Below are 18,105 nucleotides of genomic sequence, written 5' to 3'. Positions count from 1 at the left end.
AATTTGCAAATAAATAAAAAAACAATATTATATAGATAAACACTAGGGGTGCCCTAAAGGCTGAGATAAGACCCTTAACCTGATCCAGGTAATGCTGGCGTAGGAAAGCTGTTATACCTCGCTGACATTGTGTTAAGGAGGTATTTTTTAATGAAGAAAAATTGGACAGTAAAGATGTTAGTAGAAGGTGGACTTTGTATAGCCCTATCCTTCGTATTAGGATATATTAAGCTATTTTCAATGCCCCAAGGAGGCTCTGTTACAGCAGGTGAGATGATTCCTATAATCATATTTGCCCTAAGACATGGCTCTCTTCCGGGTATTATTGTAGGAGCGGTTTATGGTTTGGTTCAAATGCTATTTGGTGGATCAATCTTTCACCCAATCCAAGCTATCTTGGATTACCCGGTAGCTTTTGGAGTATTGGGACTTGCTGGAATATTCTCAGCTGAGTTTGAGAAAAACAAAAGCATTAAACCAGTCCTTGCAGGAGCAAGCCTAGGAATCGTCCTAAGGATGATTGCCCACACCCTAACTGGTGCAATATTTTTTGCATCCTATGCTCCAGAAGGACAAAACCCTTGGGTTTACTCTATAATCTACAACGCAAGCTATTTAGTAGTAGAATTTATTATCACTGTAATAATTATCTATCTACTAAGAAATGTAATAACAAAGGACCTACAAAGAATATAATATTTTAAAGTGGAAGCCCCTCAATTCTTTCTATGAATTGAGGGGCTTTTGTCTTAGTTTCTAACCTTAAAGGTCCTTGGGGCGAGTCTGTATACTAGGATTTGGCTTATTATTACAAAACAAATTATAAAAATGGAGATACTTATGAGAAAGACTCCATAAGAAATCTTGCTTGTAACTTGGGGAAGAACGAAAAACACAGCTGCATAGATTAGATAATCTATTAGGATAACAGCCTTGCCTGTCTTCTGACCTTCCTGGTTGAAGGGGCTTAGGAGATAGTATTCCATAAGGGGAAGGCTTACGAAAAACAAGGCTAGAAGAGCGATGTATACTAGGCTTAAAGCTTTTTGCTTAAGACTAAGAGTTCCATCAAAACTTGCAAGTATTAAATAACTAACTGCCAGAGCAAGGCTTGGGATGGCCATAATTTTAAGTAGGGACTTAAATCTTTCCTTGTACATGGCGAGTACATTCTTCCCCTCCCTATAGAAGCCGTATGGCATAAGTCCCTTATCGCAATTAAGATACATGCTCCTTAGGATATTATCTTGTTTTAGGAGTATATACATAACTAGGGGTATGAGGAAGGTAGAAATCTCATCAATATTTCCGTTTAGATCGAAGCCTTTTACATGCATATAGGCTGAAATAACCAGACTTATTAGCAAAAGAATCGTACTTTTAATAAGAATCGGCTTTCTGATAATCCTTCTGTGCCTTAAGAAAAATACTTGGTTGAGATAGGCGAAGCTTTCTCCTTTTACTTTTCTCTTTCCTATATCTTTTTCCTTTATTTTTAGGGGATTTGCTGCATTATCCGCCACAGTATCTAGGGCTATTTGGTATTTTCTTGCTGCCTTTTCTATAATTTTCCCGTAAGAGTTAAAGTTTTTCATGTACTTATAGGCTGGTATGAAGGCTATTATGGATAGAATAAGGAAGCTAAATGAACTTACCCTACTAGGAATCTTAAAAAAGCTTACAAGGACATAGAGGATAAGGCTTAGGATAAGGCCTACAGCTAATTGGATAAAGCCGCTATCTAGGATTGATTTTTCCTTATCTTTAAGATATCTTAGCCAAAATATCGATGCGGAAAGCTCCGTCATAAGTATGGCAAGAGACATGGCGAGTGTATCTATGATAGGCACATCAGCCAAAAACTTAAAGGCAAAGACAAAGACCAAGCTTCTTCCTACAAATCTTAAAATAGGTATGTAATAGAGATGGGCCTTGGCGATTTCCTTGGCGTCAAAGGCGAAATTTGTAAATAGCTCATAGATGGAATTTCCATTATCCACTATCATATTCCTAAAAATAGCAAAGGATATATAGATAAAGCAAGGCACTAATAAGGATGCTGTATACTGATTTAAGCTCAAGGCGCCGATTTTACCAGCTAATAATTCTTCAGCACGAAATACTTTCCCAAAGAGTTTATTTGCATAGATCATCCAAAGGAAAGTGATGGCAAAGACCATGGCGGATTTGATTATTTGCCAGATTATGGCAAATATGGGATATAAGAAAAAAACTATCTGTTTTAATTCGTAAAACCTATATTTATCTCCTAAAAATCTTCCAAGTATAGGAATCTTCCTAAAAAAGTAAACTATACCGTTTATTGTTTTGGCTAGACTTATTTTTTGTATTATAGAGAAAGTTCTAAGACTCTTGTTCATGGCCCTCTCCTAAGTTTTCTTCTATAGCCCTGATATCTTCATCTAGAGCCTTTCCTGACAAGAGGTTTATGATTGTATCTTCAAAGTCCGGATCATCTTTGATTAGGCTATCAACTGTGTGTAAGCTCTTTTCGTGAAGAAGGACGATTTTGTCACATATATCCTTGGCGAGTTGGAGGATATGGGTTGAAAATATTATAATGTGGTCCTTATGTATTTGTCTAATAATTCTTTTCATCTGAAGTTGTATTACTACATCGAGACTTGTGAGAGGCTCGTCCATGAGTATCACTTTTGGCTTTAGGATTAGAAACATTAGCATCTGGAGTTTGTTTTTCATACCTGTTGAGTAATCCTGGATTAGCCTATTTGAATCATCCTTATCGAGCTCCACTATTTCTAGATATTCGTCAATGTTTTTAAGATTCTTTATATTTTCTCGATTTGCTTCTATGAAAAAACTAATAAACTATCTTCCTGTAAGAAACTTAGGAAGTTCTGGTTCGCTTACCATAAAAAACACATCCTTAAAGTCGATTGGATTTCTCTTCCCGTCTTCTTCCAAGAGAACCTCTCCCGAATCTTTGTCTAAAGACTCGTTAATTAGCTTAAAAAGAGTAGTCTTACCAGCTCCGTTTCTGCCCAAAAGGGCATAGACTTCTCCCTGATCGAAAGTGTAGGATACATCCTTTAGGACTTCCTTTTTAGCAAAGGTCTTACTTAGACCATATATAATTAATTTCATAATCGCCTCCTTTTTGATAATTATAACAGAAAAATGGGGGGAGCAAAAGTCTAAAAAATATTTGCAGAAATCTACTAGAGGTGGTATTATTGTACTAAGATAATAATACAATGATACAAAAAGGAGCTGAGATGGAATTTGATAACAATAGACCCATTTACCTCCAATTACTCGAAGATTTCAAAATTAAGATATCTGTAGGAGATTGGAAGGCTGGAGAGAAGATCCTTCCAGTAAGGGATTTGGCCAAGATTTATGAGGTAAATCCCAATACGGTCCAAAGGGCTCTTCAGGAGCTAGAAAGGGAAGGTCTTTGCCTAAGCAAGAGGACCGCTGGAAGATTTGTAACAGAAGATAATTCGTCAATTGATAAGTTATCCAACAAGGCCTTTAACCAATTGGCCGATGACTTTATTACAGGTTCGGTCAATCTGAATCTAGGAAAGGACGAATCGATAAAATTACTTAAGAAATATTGGGAGGAAGATTATGATAGAAATTAAGGACTTAACTATGATTTATGGAGGACGCGCAGTCCTAGATCATGTAAATTTGAATTTAGAAAATGGGGAGATTGTAGGACTTCTCGGTGAAAATGGATCTGGAAAAACAAGCCTACTTAGGATACTTTCAGGTCTTGAGAGAAACTATACGGGACTGGTTAAGATTAATGGGAAAAATCCAGGAGATGTGACAAATAAATACGTCTCCTATCAGCCAGATCACTTGCCAGTTGACCCATCCTTCAAAATTAAAAAACTTGGAAAGCTATATGGAAATTTCTTTAGCGACTTTAAAGAAGAAAAATTCATGAATTTAATTGAAGGTTTCGGCATTGATAAGAATCTAAAGATTAAGGAATGTTCCAAGGGAATGAAAGAGAAGATTCAAATCGCTCTAAGCCTTTCAAGGAAAAGCCAAGTCTATCTTTTGGATGAGCCAATGAGTGGGATTGACCCAAAATCTAGGAAGGTCATCCTTCAAACTATAATTGATAATTTCGACTATGAAGGAATCTTATTAATCTCTACCCACCTCATAGGTGAAATAGAAAAAGTCCTCGACAGGGCAATCTTTATTGATCAAGCAAAAATCATAGTAAATGAAAGAGTAGACGATATCAGAGAGAAGAAAAATATGGGTGTCGAAGAATACTTTACGGAGGTAATCTAGATGAAAAACTTACTCAAACAAATAATGAAAGAAGACTTTTTTGCAATCCTTCCTTGGTTATTTATTCCCCTTATAGGAGCCTTTGCAGGACTTTCCCTAAGCCATTTTACAGGACTTGTAGGTTTCGATATAATCACAGTTATAGCTACAATCATTCTAATGGCAGGGCCACTTATTGCCCTTGTAATCCTCGTAGGAAATGATCACAATAGATTTTATGGAAAATATGCAGCCCTTTACTCAAGCTATCCTATAAGTTCTAATAAAATTACCCTAACGAGATTATTAAACTATATAATCTTAGGGATTTTTACTAGCCTAAGCTATCTTTTTAACATCTCCTTGGTTCTGCCATCAGATTTTGACTTAGTAGATTTCTTTAGGGAATTTGGAAGGCTTTTGGGAGAGCTTAGCCCAGACCTATATCTAGATATACTAAAAGTTTTACTGGCTTTGCTTGGCTTTGGACTAATGCTTAGTTTAACTATGATGGCTGCTAACAGTATTGGTAATTCTTATTATTTCAAAAAGCTAGGAAAGCTTGGTCCAGTTGTTGTCGGAGTCATACTTTTTGCCTTAGAAAGCTTTATCCAAATAAGAATGCTTGCTCGCTTCGCAGTAGATAGGACTATAGTAGAAAATCCTAATATGACTATAAACTTCGTAGATACAAATTATATATTTGTAGGAGTATTTATCATAGAGCTTGTAGTGATCTATCTTGCCACAAATTACTTCCACAAGAAAAAGCTTTCTGTAGAATAATTATAAAAATATTATAAGGTCTCTTACAAAATTCTAATCGTTTGATTATTATTTTTGTAGGAGGCTTTTATTTTATAATAAACTAATAATTGATAGGATTAAGCTTTAAAAATAGCTAAAAGAAAGTAAGATTATCCTTAAGATTAATCGTATCAAGGAGATAAAAATGAAGGAATTGTTATTTATATATAATCCTAATTCAGGTCAGCAGACCATAAGCGATTACATAAGCTGGATAGTGGATTATTTTAGCGAAAATGGATATCTTGTAACAATATATGCAACACAAGCAAGTGGCGATTGTAGAAAAATTGTAGGAGAAATTGGCCATAAGTTTGAAAGAATCGTAGTATCTGGTGGAGACGGCACCCTTGATGAATCCATATCTGGTGCGGTTAAGGCGGGAATTAGTCCTAGATTTGCTTATATCCCAACAGGCTCTACCAATGACTTTGCCAAGTCTCTTAATATTCCTCTAGACATAAAAGAAGCAAGTAAGCTTGCAATTAGTGATAAAATAAAGGCAATAGATGTGGGACAAATTGACGATAAGTACTTTGTTTATGTAGCAGCTTTTGGGACCATATCTGATATTTCCTTCAATACAGACCAAGACCTTAAAAATATCTTCGGTAGGAGCGCCTATGTCTTCGAAGGCCTAAAAAAGGCACTCCCATTTCAAACAATGGAAGCAAATAAAGTTAAAGTAGAACTTGATGGAGAAGAAATAGAGGGAGATTTCGTTCACTTTATGGTAACCAACTCCTACTCTGTGGGTGGTTTTACTAATATTTTGGGAGATAATGTAGGTCTTGATGATGGAATATTTGAGCTTACAATGATCAAAAAGCCAAATAATATAGCAGAGATTAACAAAATCATAAACTCTCTTACTAACAAGAAGGAAAACGAAATGGTGATAATGCGCCAAGCTAAGTCCTTTAGGGTAGTAACTGATAGAGAAATATCCTGGTCCTTGGATGGAGAATATGGTGGATCAAGCACTGATGCAAAAATCGAGATTTTAAATAAGAGAATTACGATAAAAAATGGACTAAATGATTGAAAGAGCTAGGTCATTGTGATATACTATTCAGTCTAGCATTTACTAAAAGAGCCAAATAGGTTATAATATAATAGAGGACCTAGGAGGTAAAAATGTTTAAAATCGGCGATAAGATCGTATACCCAATGCATGGGGCAGGTACCATAGACTCAATTGAGAAGAAGGAGTTTTTGGGAGAAGTAAAGGATTATTTCATCCTAAAAATGCCAATAGGAGATATGGATATATCAATACCTACAAATAAAATCAATGAGATGAACATAAGAGATGTAATCACTAAGGAAGAAGGAGATGAGGTGCTTAAAATCCTCGATGACGACCCTAGTGATATGAGCAATAATTGGACTGTAAGATATAGACAAAACCAAGAGATCCTAAAGACCGGAGATATTTTTGAAATAGCCAAGATGGTAAGAAATCTCGCTATCCTTGACAATGACAAGGGACTTTCTACTACAGAAAAGAAACTTTTAAACAGGTCTAGGAGGATTCTTGCAAGCGAGCTAGTAATGGCAGGTTCTCTAAAGAAAGAAGAAGCGGAAGCGATGATAGATGAGTCTATAGGACTCTAAGGAGAAGTAAATGAAAAGAATAATTCGATTAGTGCTTTCAATAATCGGAGCTGTTCTTGGCATTGTGATTTTAAGACTTATAAATGCCGGCACGGGATTTTTACCAGGCGCCGGCTTTGTAAAGATTTTTGCTCATATTGCCGCAGCTTTATTGGGGGCATTAGTTTTTTATATGCTGACTGACAAATTTTCAGGAAAATTTTCAGAAGGCTTTAACTTATTTGAAGAAAACTTGAAGAAAGTCCCGGCTAATAAACTGATTGTTGGAATTGTAGGAGCTATATTAGGATTTTTGATAGCAGCCTTGGTGACCAAACCCCTAACCGAACTAACTATTCCTTACGTAGGAAATTTAATTTTTGTGCTATTATCTATTTTATTATATATAGGTTTAGGATATTTGGGATGGAGAGTTGCATCGAATAATACTGAAGATATCTTAGGAATATTTCAGAAAAAAGAAAATAGGGATACTAGAGATAACAAATCCTTTATCTTTGAGAGAAATAAACGTACAGCAAGCCCTAAAATTCTCGATACATCAGTTATAATAGACGGAAGAATCCTAGATATTATAGAAACAGACTTTCTTGAAGGAGAACTTATAGTAAGTGAGTTTGTCCTAGAAGAGCTCCAACACATAGCCGACTCCCCTGATGATCTTAAAAGAGAGAGGGGAAGAAGGGGCCTTGATACTATAAATAAAATAAAGGAAAATAACAAGATCAAGCTAAAAGTCGTAAACAAAGACTATAAGGATATAAAAGAGGTAGATTCAAAGCTTTTAAAGCTTGCGATGGACTTAAACGGTAAGGTCTTTACCAATGACTACAATCTAAACAAGGTAGCTGATGTACAGGGAATTCCTATATTAAATATAAATGACTTGGCAAATGCCCTAAAGCCTGTAGTAATACCTGGAGAGATTATGAGAATTGATGTAATCAAGGAAGGTAAGGGCAAAAACCAAGGAGTAGGCTACCTAGATGATGGAACTATGGTTGTTGTTGAAGACGGAATAAAGTATATCGATCAGACGATAGATGCTACAGTTACTTCTGTACTTCAGACATCCGCTGGAAGAATGATATTTGTAAGGCATAAGAATGATTGATGGAAAATTTTTATCTGCAATAATTACAGCAGCAGGCTCAGGACTTAGGATGAAATCAAAGATAAATAAGCCCTATATAGAAGTAGGTGGGAGAAAAGTCCTAGAAATCACCCTAGATACTGTAAGAAAAATTAAAAAGATAGATGAGATAATACTTGTCATAAGAAAAGATGACGAAAATATAATAAAAGATATTTTAGAAAAATATGATAAAAATATAAGATATGTATATGGTAGCACAACCAGGGAGCTTTCAACCTTTGAAGGTCTAAAAGCTCTTGATTCAAAAAGCGAATTGGTCTTAACTCATGATGGGGTAAGACCTTTTGCAAGCGAAGAACTTTTCCTAAAGACTATCAATGCTTTAAGGAAAAATAAGGCTGTAATTACTGCTACCAAATCAAAGGATACAGTAAAGATTGTCGATGATGATATGTACGTAGACTTTACACCCAATAGGGACTATGTCTACAACATCCAAACTCCCCAAGCCTTTGACAAAAAGCTTATATATGCCATGTATGAGAAATATCTTGCTAGCGAATTTAAGGTAACGGATGACTCCCAGCTATTTGAATTCTTCGATAGGGATGAGAAGGTAAAGGTAGTTCACGGAGAATACTCGAATATTAAGATAACAACCCAAGAAGATATTATTTTTGCAAATGCATATCTTCAAAAGAAAAAGGACGTATAATGAGAATAGGAATTGGATATGATGTTCACAAACTAGTTGAGGGAAGGGACCTATACCTAGGAGGGCTCAAGCTTGATTATAAGCTTGGGCTTTTGGGTCATTCTGATGCAGATGTACTAACTCATGCTATTATGGATGCCATCCTAGGAGCTCTTGCTAAGCCTGATATAGGAAATTTATTTCCAGATACAGATCCAGCCTATAAGGATATTTACTCTATAGATCTTTTAGATAAGGTAGTAGCCCTTATGGAAGAAGAAGGATATGAGATTGGAAATCTTGATACAGTAACAATCTGCGAGAGACCGAAGATTAGCCCAATTAGAGAAGACATCAGGAAAATTTTGGCAAAACATTTAAAAACCGATATAGATAATATTAGCGTCAAGGCTTCAACAAGCGAAAAGCTCGGCTTTACTGGCAGGGGCGAGGGAATTGAAGCGCGCGCAGTAGTTCTTTTAGAAAGAAGGAAATAATGAAAAGACTTATAACAAGTGAATCCGTAACAGAAGGACATCCTGATAAGGTATGCGATCAAATCTCCGATGCAATCTTAGATGAATGCCTAAAACAAGATAAAAATTCAAGAGTTGCTTGTGAGACAGTAACAACAACAGGTCTTGTCCTAGTTGTAGGAGAAATTTCAACAGAAGCTTACGCACCAATAGAAAAAATCGTAAGAGATACCATAAAAGAAATCGGCTACGACGATCCAAGCCTAGGCTTTGATTATTCAAACGTAGCTGTCCTAACTTCTCTTATAGAGCAATCATCAGATATTGCCCAAGGAGTGGACTCAGCCCAAGATTATGAGACAAGTCACGAAGACTACGATAAAATCGGGGCAGGAGATCAAGGAATGGTATTTGGTTATGCTGATAATGAAAGCGATGAATATCTTCCCCTATCAGTAGTATATGCCCAAAAGCTATCCAAAAAGCTAAGCGATGTTAGACGTGATGGAACTCTTTCTTACCTAAGACCAGATGGCAAGAGCCAAGTAACCGTAGAATACGATGATGGAGTGCTCAAAAGAATTGATTCAATCGTAATTTCAGCCCAACATAGCCCAGAAGTATCCTTAGAAAAAATCAAAGAAGACATCAAAAGAGAAGTGATTGATAAGGTGATTGATTCTTCCTTAATGGATAAAAATACAAAGATTTACGTAAATCCAACTGGAAAGTTTGTAATCGGAGGACCTAAGGGCGATAGCGGACTTACAGGAAGAAAAATAATAGTAGATACCTACGGTGGATACTCTAAGTCAGGCGGAGGAGCCTTCTCAGGGAAAGATCCAACAAAGGTAGATAGGTCAGCAGCCTACATGGCAAGATATGCAGCCAAAAATATGGTTGCTGCAGGGCTTGCTGATAGGCTAGAAATCGGCCTATCCTATGCCATAGGAGTTGCAAGACCCCTATCAATCTATGTAGATAGCTTTGGCACAGGCAAACACGATGACGAAAAGCTTCTAGAGATTGTAAAAGAAAACTTTGACTTTAGACCTCAAGCTATAATAGATAAACTTGATCTTAGAAGACCAATCTACAAGAAGACAGCAGCCTTCGGTCACTTTGGAAGAGATGATAATGACTTCACTTGGGAAAGAGTCGATAAGATTGATCAATTAAAGAAATACTAGGAGATGATATGGCAAGACTAAGAAGATCTATAGCGATAGATTTAGGAACTGCTTCTGTCCTAGTGTATGTCTCTGGCAAAGGAATAGTTCTAGAAGAGCCTTCTGTCATAGCGATAGATGTATTGACTGATGAAATACTTGCGGTAGGTAGCGAGGCAAAAAAGCTTATCGGAAGAACTCCAGGAAATATCAAGGCCATCATGCCTATGAAAGATGGTGTGATTTCTGACTTTAAGGCTACAGAAAGAATGCTAAAATATTTTTTGGACAAGGCAGTTAAGAAGGCCTTGCTCAAACCAGACCTATTAATCTGTGTTCCTTCAAAATCAAGTCAGGTTGAAAAAAGAGCAGTCCTTGCGGCAAGTGATAATGCAGGAAGTCATAGGACCTATCTTATAGAAGAGCCCTTAGCTGCAGCAATAGGAGCAGGATGTGATATAACCGATCCAGGAGGAAATCTTGTGATAGATATCGGAGGCGGAACTTGTGATATAGCTGTAATATCTATGGGCCAAGTTGTAGCTAGTAAGTCTGTTAATACAGCAGGACTTTCCTTTGATAAGAAAATAAAAGACTATATTAGACAAAGATATGGTATATTAATAGGGGATAGTAAATCCGAAGAGATCAAAATCGAAGCAGGACTTGTAGGAAGCGAGCAATCTATAGAAGTAACAGGAAGGTCAATTTCAAATGGGCTTCCACAGAAAATCTTCCTTCCGGTTGCAGAAATCTATGATGCAATAAGGCCTGAGATTGATTTGATTATAAATGGGGTGAAAAACCTATTAGAGGTAACACCGCCAGAGCTTCAATCTGATATATACGACAGAGAGATCATCCTTACAGGTGGGGGAGCTTATACTCTAGGTCTTAGACAAAGGCTTACTGAAAAGCTTCAAATCGAAGCGAGAATAGCAGACGATGCGACAGAGTGTGTTATCATAGGTACATCCAAGGCCCTAAACTGGATGGAATCCCTAGATGAAGAGAGAAATGATGCCATAAAAGGCAAACAAAAAGAGTTAGAAATGGACGAGAAATTAAGGAGAAGATAATGACAAAAAAATTAGTTCTAGTAAGACATGGCCAAAGTGAATGGAACCTTGCCAACAAATTTACAGGTTGGGTTGATGTAAACCTATCTGAAAAAGGGGAAGAAGAAGCTAAAGAAGCTGGTAGAAAAATCAAAGAAGCAGGAATAATGTTTGACCATGCTCACACATCAGTTCTAACAAGAGCGATCAAAACTTGTAACTATGCCCTAGAATACTCAGGACAAATGTTTGTTCCAGTAGAAAAGTCTTGGAGACTAAACGAAAGACACTACGGAGCACTTCAAGGATTAAACAAGGCTGAAACAGCTGAAAAATATGGAGATGAACAAGTTCACATCTGGAGAAGAAGCTATGATACACTTCCACCAGAACTAAGCGAAGAAGAAGCTAAAAAACAAGCTGAACTTCCAATGTTCAAGCACCTACCAGCTGACGTTGTTCCAACAGCTGAAAACCTAAAAGTAACTCTTGATAGAGTACTTCCTTACTACTTCGACCACATCGCTCCTCAATTACTTGATGGAGAAACAGTCCTAGTTGCAGCTCACGGAAACAGCCTAAGAGCCCTAGCAAAACACCTAGAGAAAATCTCAGACGAAGACATCATGGGTCTTGAAATCCCAACAGGTCAACCACTAGTTTACGAGCTAGATGATGAGCTAAACGTAGTTAAAAAATATTATCTATAAGATGATAGATAAAGGAGGATGATAGCTCCCTTCTTTAGACAAGGTTTAATATTATTTAATAAGTCTAAGTAGGGGAGTTATTGACTCCTTTTTATGTACCTAAATTTATAGATAAAGGAAAAGTGTATTAACTATATAGGATCAGACTTAACAAATTGCTGTTTTTTGCAGAATGTAACAATTTGTGGTAAAATTAACACTAGAGGTGCGTGTTTGCACTTTTATTATTTTGTAATTAATCCTTGGATATGGAGGAAATTATGAGGATTCTATCTGTAGAAAATGAGAATGGGGTATCCTCACTTATTAATTCTCGTTTTAATAAAAACGAAGTACTTGTAGAAAAAATCGATTCAGTAGATGATCTCTTGTTTAGGGACCTAGAAGGAGTCGATCTAATCTTAGTCGATATGACCCACAACAAGTGCTTGCAAGTTATACAATTTATAAAACAAAAGACTAATATTCCTGTTATATATCTAACAGAAAGATATAAGAAAAATCCTTACGAAGCAGAAATAGAAGATAAGGACTTTGTGATTCATTCTGTTACTAGACAGGAGTTTATTAAGGATGTATTTAGGAAAGTAGAAGAGCTTAGAGAGGCCAATATTATAAGCATGGGCATCTGTAGTCTCGAAGAGGACAATGGGATCTTTAGGATTGGCAATGATATCCTAGATTTAACCAAAAGCGAGATAGCGATTTGCTCAATTCTAATCAAAAATATGGGAAGTATCCTAAGTAAAGAAGAAATCGTTGAAGAAATGGCCAAAAAAGGCTTTGACACGACTGAAAGGTCAGTTAGAGAGTACATAAGAAAGATTAGAAGTCAATTTAAAAAAGCAAAGCTCAACCCGATAAAGACCGTAAGCAAGAAGGGCTACAAGTGGGTTTTAGATAAGTGTGAAAACGAATAGCATTTTTCTTGCAAAAGATTTTTTGCAAGGTATGATAAAACTAAGAAATAAACTAAATAGAATCGCTTAAGCGATATCTTCAGGGAAAGGTGAAATTCCTTAACCGGCGGTAAAGTCCGCGAGTCAATTTGACTGAATTGGTGCAATTCCAATACCGACAGTAAAGTCTGGATGAAAGAAGATTAATAGTAATCTGCTTTTTTTGCCCTGATATCGGGCATTTTTTATTGCCCATAAGGAGGAAGTATGAATAGAAGTAAGACATTTAGTTTAAACTCAGTTGTTAAAGTTGGTATCTTGGCAGCCTTTGCCTATGTATTGATGTTTATCCAGTTTCCAATACCAATAGCCCCACCTTTTATGAAAGTTGACCTAGCTGATGTGCCAGCCCTCATCGGTGGCTTTGCTATGGGACCTTGGTATGGTGTTCTGATTCAACTTATCAAAAACATCTTAAATCTAACCAAGACTACTACAGGGGGAGTTGGAGAGCTATCTAACTTTATAGTCGGAGCAGTTTTTGTCTATGTTTCATCAAGTATTTATAAAAACAGAAAGACTAAAAAGACAGCTATCTTTTCACTAGCTCTTGGAGTTATTGCAATGACTGCAGTTGCTACACTTTCAAACGCCTTTATAGTTTTCCCAACCTATGCTAAGGTTATGGGCCTTGACCTAAATGCCTTTGTGGGAATGACTGCTAAGACAAATGGTCTAGTTAAAAGCTACTTTAGCCTAATGCTCTTATCTATTGCACCATTTAATATTGTAAAAGGTTTTGTAGCAAGCTTTGTAACGGAATTAATATATAAAAGAGTTTCCCCAATCATCAAAAGAAGATAAGAAGAGATTCTTAAGCTCAATCATTGTGGTTGGGCTTTTTTTATTGGGTCTTCTTAAGTATAATAGAAGCTAAGAGGAATTATGATTATTAAAAACTTAGAAGAATTAAAAAAATTTGCTTATAAATTTGCCTCTCTTTTAAAAGAGGGTGATGTTATAAATCTTAAGGGAGATATGGGAGCGGGAAAGACTACTCTAACTTCCTATATATCAGAGTACTTTGCCATAGAGGACTCTTCTTCTCCTACTTTTGCCATTGTAAATATCTATGAGGGAGATAAGAAGATTTATCATTTGGACCTTTATAGGTTTGATGAGCCAGAAGATATCTTCGATATAGATTTCGAGGAGTATTTCTATCCAGAAGATTCTATAACAATCTTAGAGTGGGCAGAAAATGTAGGGCCTTACTTGCCAGACGAGATGATAGATATAAGGATAGAAAAACTAGGCGAAAATGAGAGAGAGATTACAATTGACTCTGGGTCAATTAGAGGAAGTGAAATAAATGAATATTTTAGCAATTGATACATCTACAATGATCTCAACCGTAACTGTGTCAGATGGGGTGGAGATTATTGGAGATTTTAATGTCAACCAACAGAAAACTCACAGCGAATCCTTGGTTCCTATGATTGAGACCTTATTAAATCTTTTGGGGATGAAGGTAGGAGATATAGATAAGTTCGTTATTAGCAAGGGACCAGGATCTTTTACAGGCCTTAGGATAGGGATGACTATAGCAAAGACACTAGCCCAAGCTACAGGCAAGGATCTTATCGCTATATCGACCCTCCTTGCCCTTGCTAACAATTCATCATCAGCTAGATATAAGGTAGCAATGATAGATGCCAGGGGTAATAGGGTCTATGCGGCAGTGTTTGACGAAAACTTTAATGAAGTGATCAAGGAAGATTTATACACCATAGATGATTTTTCAAATAGGGTAAATGACTTAGCTTGTGAAGTTGAGCTTATCGGAACTTTGAATGAAAAATATGAGGATAAGTTTGATAAGGCTATAAGTCTTCCTTTAAATTTCAATAATTCTATAGGAAGGTCTCTGGTAAAGATTGCTATAGAGGAAGATTTTCCGAAAAAAGAGCTTTACGAGATTGTTCCAAACTACCTTAGAGCCAGTCAGGCAGAAAGAGAGTTAGCTAAAAATGATAAGAAGGATGGAAATAAAGGACGCCGATAGGGTTTATGAGATTGAAAATGCTTCATTTTTTGAACCATGGACTAAGAAGAATCTTATAAAAGAGCTTACTGCCAATTCGTTCTTAAACCACTATGTATATGAGCTAGATGGCCAGATAGTGGGCTTTTACATAGCGAGCAAGGTCCTAGACCTTGTGGAAATCTTTACCATAGCAGTAGATGAAGACTACAGAAAGCGTGGTATTGGTAAAGAACTCCTATCCCACCTTATAGAAAAAAGTAAGGAGAGTGGGGCTAGGGAAATTTGGCTAGAAGTTTCTGTCAAAAACTTTAAGGCTATAGGACTTTACGAAAAGTTTGGCTTTGAAAAAGATGGTATCAGGAAAAACTATTATCAGAAACTAGGAGAAGATGCCTACAATATGAAAAGGAAATTATATGAGTGATTTTTATACTATGGGAATCGAGACAAGCTGTGACGATAGTTCTGTTGCGATTCTCAAAAACGATAGAGAAGTATTGGTAAATTTGATATCATCACAGATTGATATTCATGCACTTTTCGGAGGAGTTGTGCCAGAGATTGCAAGTAGAAAGCATCTCGAAGATATAAATCCCCTAATAGAGAAGGCCTTAGCCGATACAAACTTAAGCTATGAAGATATAGATCTTATATCTGTAACCAAGGGACCAGGGCTTATGGGATCGCTCTTGGTTGGGATTTCTGCAGCTAAGGGCCTATCCCTTGCTACAGGTACTCCTTTGATTGGAGCCAATCACATGCAAGGACATATTTGTGCCAACTATTTATCAAACAAGGACCTAGAGCCTCCCTTCATAAGTCTAGTAGTATCCGGAGGTCATACCTACCTATGTAAGGTCAATTCCTATACCGACTATGAAGTCATCGGAAAAACTTTAGATGATGCAGCAGGAGAATCCTTCGATAAGGTTGCAAGAAAAATTGGCCTCGGCTATCCAGGAGGCCCAAAGATCGATAAGCTGGCCAAAGAAGGCAATAAAGACGCTATAGACTTTCCTAGGGTAATGCTTGAGAAGGGATCCTATGATTTTTCCTTCTCAGGTCTTAAGACAGCAGTCCTAAACTACGCCCACAAGCTTGAACAAAGGGGCGAAGAAGTAAACAAGGCTGATCTTGCAGCAAGCTTTCAAGAAGCTGTTGTCGATGTCTTGGTAGATAAGTCCATGATGCTTCTTAAAGAAACAGGCCTTAAGACTCTTGCCGTAAGCGGGGGAGTTGCTGCAAACTCTAGGCTTAAGGAAAGACTTAAGGAAGAATGCGACAAAGAAGGAATCAAATTCTACCATCCATCTGTAATCTTGTGCACGGACAATGCTGCTATGATTGCCATGGCAGGTTACTTAAATTATAAAAACGGAGTCGTAGACGATAATTTCATGAAAGTCTACCCGAATTTGGAATTATGATATGCGAAAGAGAAATAAGAGAGAAAGAAATCTCATAAAAAGATACAACAAGCTAGTAAAATTAAGCAGCCTCTTGTATTTTCTTGCAGGCTTAGGAGTTCTTGCCTTCGGCATTTATTATAGGGAGATTTTTGAAATAGTTTTTGGAGTCTTTGCCCTTGTATTTTCCTTCGCCAACCTTAAAAATAAAAACTATAGCCAAGCTTCTATCAGAAGACTTGAGCAGAATAGACTTTCCTTTATTATAGTATTTATCATAATATATTCTCTGGTAAATCCTATAGGAAACATCCCCCTCCTCTACGATCTCTACAAGAGAGATTTGGTGTTAAATGGAGGATTTCTAGATGAATAAGAGATTAAAGCTTGCAACTATCATCCTATCTTTAGTTCTCATGACTTCATGCGTTGGTAGAAGGCTTGATTCTATGAAAAGTAAAAGGGCCATGAGAGAGTACGATAACTCAGGGATCATCCTATCTGACGGTAGTTTCTTCCCTGACAAAATCACAGGCTTTACAGTTGATGAATACTTAAAGTGGTATAAAAACCTTAACGAGCCCCTAAGACTTCAAGTCCCAAAGGCACAAAGACCTAAAGAGTTAAGCAAGGAAGAAAGATTAGAAGATTTCGACTATTTCTTCAATCAAATTCAAAACAATTACCCCTTCTTTGGAGTTTTGAAGAGAAAACACAATATCGACTTTCTAAATAATTACGAGAAATACAAGAAGATGGTAGAAGGATGCGAAAATGATGAAGAATTTAGAAAGGTCATGGAGGAGATTTGTGGAGATTTAAGGAATAATCATACAGGAATTGCCGATAAGGCCTATGTAGAAAAGACCCTCCTCTATTTTTCAAAAAACTGGAAGTCGCCTTCGATTTATTATGAATTTTTAAATCTAAATAGGCAGGTCGTAAGAAACAGGTACGGCCTAGATGGTGTCCAAAGTGATGTAGAAAGTCCCTTGGGTCTTTCAAGAAGATCTGCTTTTTTTGATAAGGATACTACTAGTAATCTTGAATTCGAAGAAGCAAGCGATGATATAGCAATCCTTAGGGTGAAATCTATGGCAGGAAGCGAGAAATATACTGAAGACCTCAAGGTCCTAAAAGAATTCTTGAAAAACAAACACCTCTACAAGGCCCTTGCAATTGATATTAGGGGAAATGCCGGAGGTAATATGGAATATTGGCAAAACTTCCTCCTCCCAAAGCTTATCACTGGGCCAAAGTCTGTAACTAATAATCTGTTTTTCAAAGAGTCCAACCAGGCAAAGCTTATGTTTGCTGACGATAGCTACAATGTTGAAAGACTTTCTAATGTGGATATATCGGCGATCAAACTCGATAATGAAGAAGACTTAAAGCGATTTGACTTTTACATGAAGGATATAATAACAGTAAATCCCGACACTTCAAGCAAGGACTATGGCTTTGATGGGTCTATGTATCTTTTGGTAGATGGGAATGTATTTTCGGCGGCGGAAGGATTTGCTAACTTTATGAAATATTCAAATACAGCAACCCTTATAGGAAATAAGACTGGGGGAGATGGGATAACTCTTGGAGTGATTAACTCTGTAATGCCTAATTCAGGCCTTGTCTTTACCTACACCAACACCCTAGGCTATGATCCAGCAGGGAAAATCAACGAGGAAAATCCAACAGCTCCTGATATAATTTCAAATTCCTACAGGGATAGCCTAACTACTATAGAAAAGCTATTAGGAGCTAAGGAGTAAAGAAGCTTCCAGGACTATAATATTTGTCTTGGAAGTTTTTGTTTTTAGAAATTGACTAGTAATAAGTCTGTATGTATTA

Annotated in this window: 21 protein-coding genes, 1 pseudogene and 2 riboswitches; of the genes and pseudogenes, 20 read left to right on the top strand and 2 right to left on the bottom strand. The window is 36.8% G+C overall.

Annotated elements, in window-relative coordinates; all coding sequences use genetic code 11:
• Positions 1–34: 34 nt before the first annotated feature.
• A riboswitch (TPP riboswitch) is annotated at positions 35–124 on the top strand.
• 26 nt (positions 125–150) lie between these two features.
• Positions 151–696 (top strand): energy-coupled thiamine transporter ThiT, encoded by a 546-nt coding sequence (thiT, locus tag C7D97_RS06605; RefSeq protein WP_105301284.1) that lies wholly within the window; start codon positions 151–153, stop codon positions 694–696.
• A 53-nt stretch (positions 697–749) separates the two neighbouring features.
• Here thiT and C7D97_RS06600 read toward each other — a convergent pair whose 3' ends face one another.
• Both C7D97_RS06600 and C7D97_RS10780 read right to left on the bottom strand, forming a co-directional pair.
• On the bottom strand, positions 750–2,381 hold the full coding sequence (locus C7D97_RS06600; protein WP_105301283.1) for a hypothetical protein: 1,632 nt from the start codon (positions 2,379–2,381) through the stop codon (positions 750–752).
• Positions 2,365–3,126, bottom strand: a pseudogene (locus C7D97_RS10780) (ABC transporter ATP-binding protein). The gene C7D97_RS06600 and the pseudogene C7D97_RS10780 overlap by 17 nt, the downstream one beginning before the upstream one ends.
• Positions 3,127–3,257: 131 nt before the next feature.
• Between C7D97_RS10780 and C7D97_RS06590 the strand changes: the two are divergent.
• The 19 genes from C7D97_RS06590 (at position 3,258) to C7D97_RS06500 (ending at position 18,026) form a co-directional block, all read left to right on the top strand.
• Positions 3,258–3,629: a GntR family transcriptional regulator gene (locus C7D97_RS06590; protein WP_105301282.1), complete on the top strand. Its 372-nt coding sequence runs from the start codon at positions 3,258–3,260 to the stop codon at positions 3,627–3,629.
• Positions 3,616–4,299: an ABC transporter ATP-binding protein gene (locus tag C7D97_RS06585; protein WP_105301281.1), complete on the top strand. Its 684-nt coding sequence runs from the start codon at positions 3,616–3,618 to the stop codon at positions 4,297–4,299. The genes C7D97_RS06590 and C7D97_RS06585 overlap by 14 nt, the downstream gene beginning before the upstream one ends.
• Positions 4,300–5,064 (top strand): hypothetical protein, encoded by a 765-nt coding sequence (locus tag C7D97_RS06580; protein ID WP_105301280.1) that lies wholly within the window; start codon positions 4,300–4,302, stop codon positions 5,062–5,064.
• Positions 5,065–5,230: 166 nt separating this feature from the next.
• Complete coding sequence (locus C7D97_RS06575) at positions 5,231–6,130, top strand: diacylglycerol/lipid kinase family protein (protein ID WP_105301279.1); 900 nt, start codon at positions 5,231–5,233, stop codon at positions 6,128–6,130.
• Between the two features lie 92 nt (positions 6,131–6,222).
• Positions 6,223–6,702, top strand: coding sequence for a CarD family transcriptional regulator (locus C7D97_RS06570; protein ID WP_105301278.1), 480 nt, complete (start codon positions 6,223–6,225; stop codon positions 6,700–6,702).
• 10 nt (positions 6,703–6,712) lie between these two features.
• Complete coding sequence (locus C7D97_RS06565; RefSeq protein ID WP_105301277.1) at positions 6,713–7,816, top strand: PIN/TRAM domain-containing protein; 1,104 nt, start codon at positions 6,713–6,715, stop codon at positions 7,814–7,816.
• Positions 7,809–8,513: a 2-C-methyl-D-erythritol 4-phosphate cytidylyltransferase gene (ispD, locus tag C7D97_RS06560; protein ID WP_105301276.1), complete on the top strand. Its 705-nt coding sequence runs from the start codon at positions 7,809–7,811 to the stop codon at positions 8,511–8,513. Before C7D97_RS06565 ends, ispD begins: the two co-directional genes overlap by 8 nt.
• Positions 8,513–8,989, top strand: a complete 477-nt coding sequence (gene ispF, locus C7D97_RS06555) for a 2-C-methyl-D-erythritol 2,4-cyclodiphosphate synthase (protein ID WP_105301275.1) — start codon at positions 8,513–8,515, stop codon at positions 8,987–8,989. Before ispD ends, ispF begins: the two co-directional genes overlap by 1 nt.
• Entirely contained in the window at positions 8,989–10,158 is a 1,170-nt protein-coding gene (metK, locus tag C7D97_RS06550) for a methionine adenosyltransferase (protein ID WP_105301274.1), read from the top strand. The genes ispF and metK overlap by 1 nt, the downstream gene beginning before the upstream one ends.
• Before the next feature lie 8 nt (positions 10,159–10,166).
• Positions 10,167–11,216, top strand: coding sequence for a rod shape-determining protein (gene mreB, locus C7D97_RS06545; RefSeq protein ID WP_105301273.1), 1,050 nt, complete (start codon positions 10,167–10,169; stop codon positions 11,214–11,216).
• A complete protein-coding gene (gene gpmA / locus C7D97_RS06540; protein WP_105301272.1) occupies positions 11,216–11,905 on the top strand; it encodes a 2,3-diphosphoglycerate-dependent phosphoglycerate mutase in 690 nt (229 codons plus the stop codon). Before mreB ends, gpmA begins: the two co-directional genes overlap by 1 nt.
• Positions 11,906–12,165: 260 nt before the next feature.
• Positions 12,166–12,825, top strand: coding sequence for a winged helix-turn-helix transcriptional regulator (locus C7D97_RS06535; RefSeq protein ID WP_105301271.1), 660 nt, complete (start codon positions 12,166–12,168; stop codon positions 12,823–12,825).
• A gap of 71 nt (positions 12,826–12,896) precedes the next feature.
• Positions 12,897–13,012, top strand: a riboswitch (FMN riboswitch).
• 59 nt (positions 13,013–13,071) lie between these two features.
• Positions 13,072–13,668 (top strand): ECF transporter S component, encoded by a 597-nt coding sequence (locus C7D97_RS06530; RefSeq protein WP_105301270.1) that lies wholly within the window; start codon positions 13,072–13,074, stop codon positions 13,666–13,668.
• Positions 13,669–13,749: 81 nt separating this feature from the next.
• Positions 13,750–14,196 carry a tRNA (adenosine(37)-N6)-threonylcarbamoyltransferase complex ATPase subunit type 1 TsaE gene (gene tsaE / locus C7D97_RS06525; protein ID WP_105301269.1) on the top strand — a complete coding sequence of 149 codons (447 nt, stop codon included), beginning with the start codon at positions 13,750–13,752 and terminating at the stop codon, positions 14,194–14,196.
• Positions 14,177–14,869 carry a tRNA (adenosine(37)-N6)-threonylcarbamoyltransferase complex dimerization subunit type 1 TsaB gene (gene tsaB, locus C7D97_RS06520; RefSeq protein ID WP_105301268.1) on the top strand — a complete coding sequence of 231 codons (693 nt, stop codon included), beginning with the start codon at positions 14,177–14,179 and terminating at the stop codon, positions 14,867–14,869. Before tsaE ends, tsaB begins: the two co-directional genes overlap by 20 nt.
• Complete coding sequence (gene rimI / locus C7D97_RS06515; RefSeq protein WP_012803655.1) at positions 14,835–15,275, top strand: ribosomal protein S18-alanine N-acetyltransferase; 441 nt, start codon at positions 14,835–14,837, stop codon at positions 15,273–15,275. The genes tsaB and rimI overlap by 35 nt, the downstream gene beginning before the upstream one ends.
• Positions 15,268–16,278 (top strand): tRNA (adenosine(37)-N6)-threonylcarbamoyltransferase complex transferase subunit TsaD, encoded by a 1,011-nt coding sequence (gene tsaD / locus C7D97_RS06510; RefSeq protein ID WP_105301267.1) that lies wholly within the window; start codon positions 15,268–15,270, stop codon positions 16,276–16,278. The genes rimI and tsaD overlap by 8 nt, the downstream gene beginning before the upstream one ends.
• Before the next feature lies 1 nt (position 16,279).
• Complete coding sequence (locus C7D97_RS06505; protein WP_105301266.1) at positions 16,280–16,633, top strand: hypothetical protein; 354 nt, start codon at positions 16,280–16,282, stop codon at positions 16,631–16,633.
• The gene (locus C7D97_RS06500; RefSeq protein WP_105301265.1) at positions 16,626–18,026 is read left to right on the top strand and encodes a S41 family peptidase; all 1,401 of its coding nucleotides are present in this window, start codon (positions 16,626–16,628) and stop codon (positions 18,024–18,026) included. Before C7D97_RS06505 ends, C7D97_RS06500 begins: the two co-directional genes overlap by 8 nt.
• The last annotated feature ends 79 nt before the right edge of the window (positions 18,027–18,105 follow it).

Origin of the sequence: Anaerococcus marasmi (assembly GCF_900290195.1) — a bacterium.
Classification (GTDB): Bacteria; Bacillota; Clostridia; order Tissierellales; family Peptoniphilaceae; genus Anaerococcus; species Anaerococcus marasmi.
Note: the sequence above shows the minus strand (reverse complement) of the source record. Positions and strands in the feature narration are given on the sequence as shown.

Bases quoted from the DNA above. Each gene is read 5' to 3' on its own strand.
- thiT (WP_105301284.1), top strand. From the start codon at position 151: ATGAAGAAAAATTGGACAGTAAAGATGTTAGTAGAAGGTGGACTTTGT.
- C7D97_RS06600 (WP_105301283.1), bottom strand. From the start codon at position 2,381: ATGAACAAGAGTCTTAGAACTTTCTCTATAATACAAAAAATAAGTCTA.
- C7D97_RS06590 (WP_105301282.1), top strand. From the start codon at position 3,258: ATGGAATTTGATAACAATAGACCCATTTACCTCCAATTACTCGAAGAT.
- C7D97_RS06585 (WP_105301281.1), top strand. From the start codon at position 3,616: ATGATAGAAATTAAGGACTTAACTATGATTTATGGAGGACGCGCAGTC.
- C7D97_RS06580 (WP_105301280.1), top strand. From the start codon at position 4,300: ATGAAAAACTTACTCAAACAAATAATGAAAGAAGACTTTTTTGCAATC.
- C7D97_RS06575 (WP_105301279.1), top strand. From the start codon at position 5,231: ATGAAGGAATTGTTATTTATATATAATCCTAATTCAGGTCAGCAGACC.
- C7D97_RS06570 (WP_105301278.1), top strand. From the start codon at position 6,223: ATGTTTAAAATCGGCGATAAGATCGTATACCCAATGCATGGGGCAGGT.
- C7D97_RS06565 (WP_105301277.1), top strand. From the start codon at position 6,713: ATGAAAAGAATAATTCGATTAGTGCTTTCAATAATCGGAGCTGTTCTT.
- ispD (WP_105301276.1), top strand. From the start codon at position 7,809: ATGATTGATGGAAAATTTTTATCTGCAATAATTACAGCAGCAGGCTCA.
- ispF (WP_105301275.1), top strand. From the start codon at position 8,513: ATGAGAATAGGAATTGGATATGATGTTCACAAACTAGTTGAGGGAAGG.
- metK (WP_105301274.1), top strand. From the start codon at position 8,989: ATGAAAAGACTTATAACAAGTGAATCCGTAACAGAAGGACATCCTGAT.
- mreB (WP_105301273.1), top strand. From the start codon at position 10,167: ATGGCAAGACTAAGAAGATCTATAGCGATAGATTTAGGAACTGCTTCT.
- gpmA (WP_105301272.1), top strand. From the start codon at position 11,216: ATGACAAAAAAATTAGTTCTAGTAAGACATGGCCAAAGTGAATGGAAC.
- C7D97_RS06535 (WP_105301271.1), top strand. From the start codon at position 12,166: ATGAGGATTCTATCTGTAGAAAATGAGAATGGGGTATCCTCACTTATT.
- C7D97_RS06530 (WP_105301270.1), top strand. From the start codon at position 13,072: ATGAATAGAAGTAAGACATTTAGTTTAAACTCAGTTGTTAAAGTTGGT.
- tsaE (WP_105301269.1), top strand. From the start codon at position 13,750: ATGATTATTAAAAACTTAGAAGAATTAAAAAAATTTGCTTATAAATTT.
- tsaB (WP_105301268.1), top strand. From the start codon at position 14,177: ATGAATATTTTAGCAATTGATACATCTACAATGATCTCAACCGTAACT.
- rimI (WP_012803655.1), top strand. From the start codon at position 14,835: ATGATAAGAAGGATGGAAATAAAGGACGCCGATAGGGTTTATGAGATT.
- tsaD (WP_105301267.1), top strand. From the start codon at position 15,268: ATGAGTGATTTTTATACTATGGGAATCGAGACAAGCTGTGACGATAGT.
- C7D97_RS06505 (WP_105301266.1), top strand. From the start codon at position 16,280: ATGCGAAAGAGAAATAAGAGAGAAAGAAATCTCATAAAAAGATACAAC.
- C7D97_RS06500 (WP_105301265.1), top strand. From the start codon at position 16,626: ATGAATAAGAGATTAAAGCTTGCAACTATCATCCTATCTTTAGTTCTC.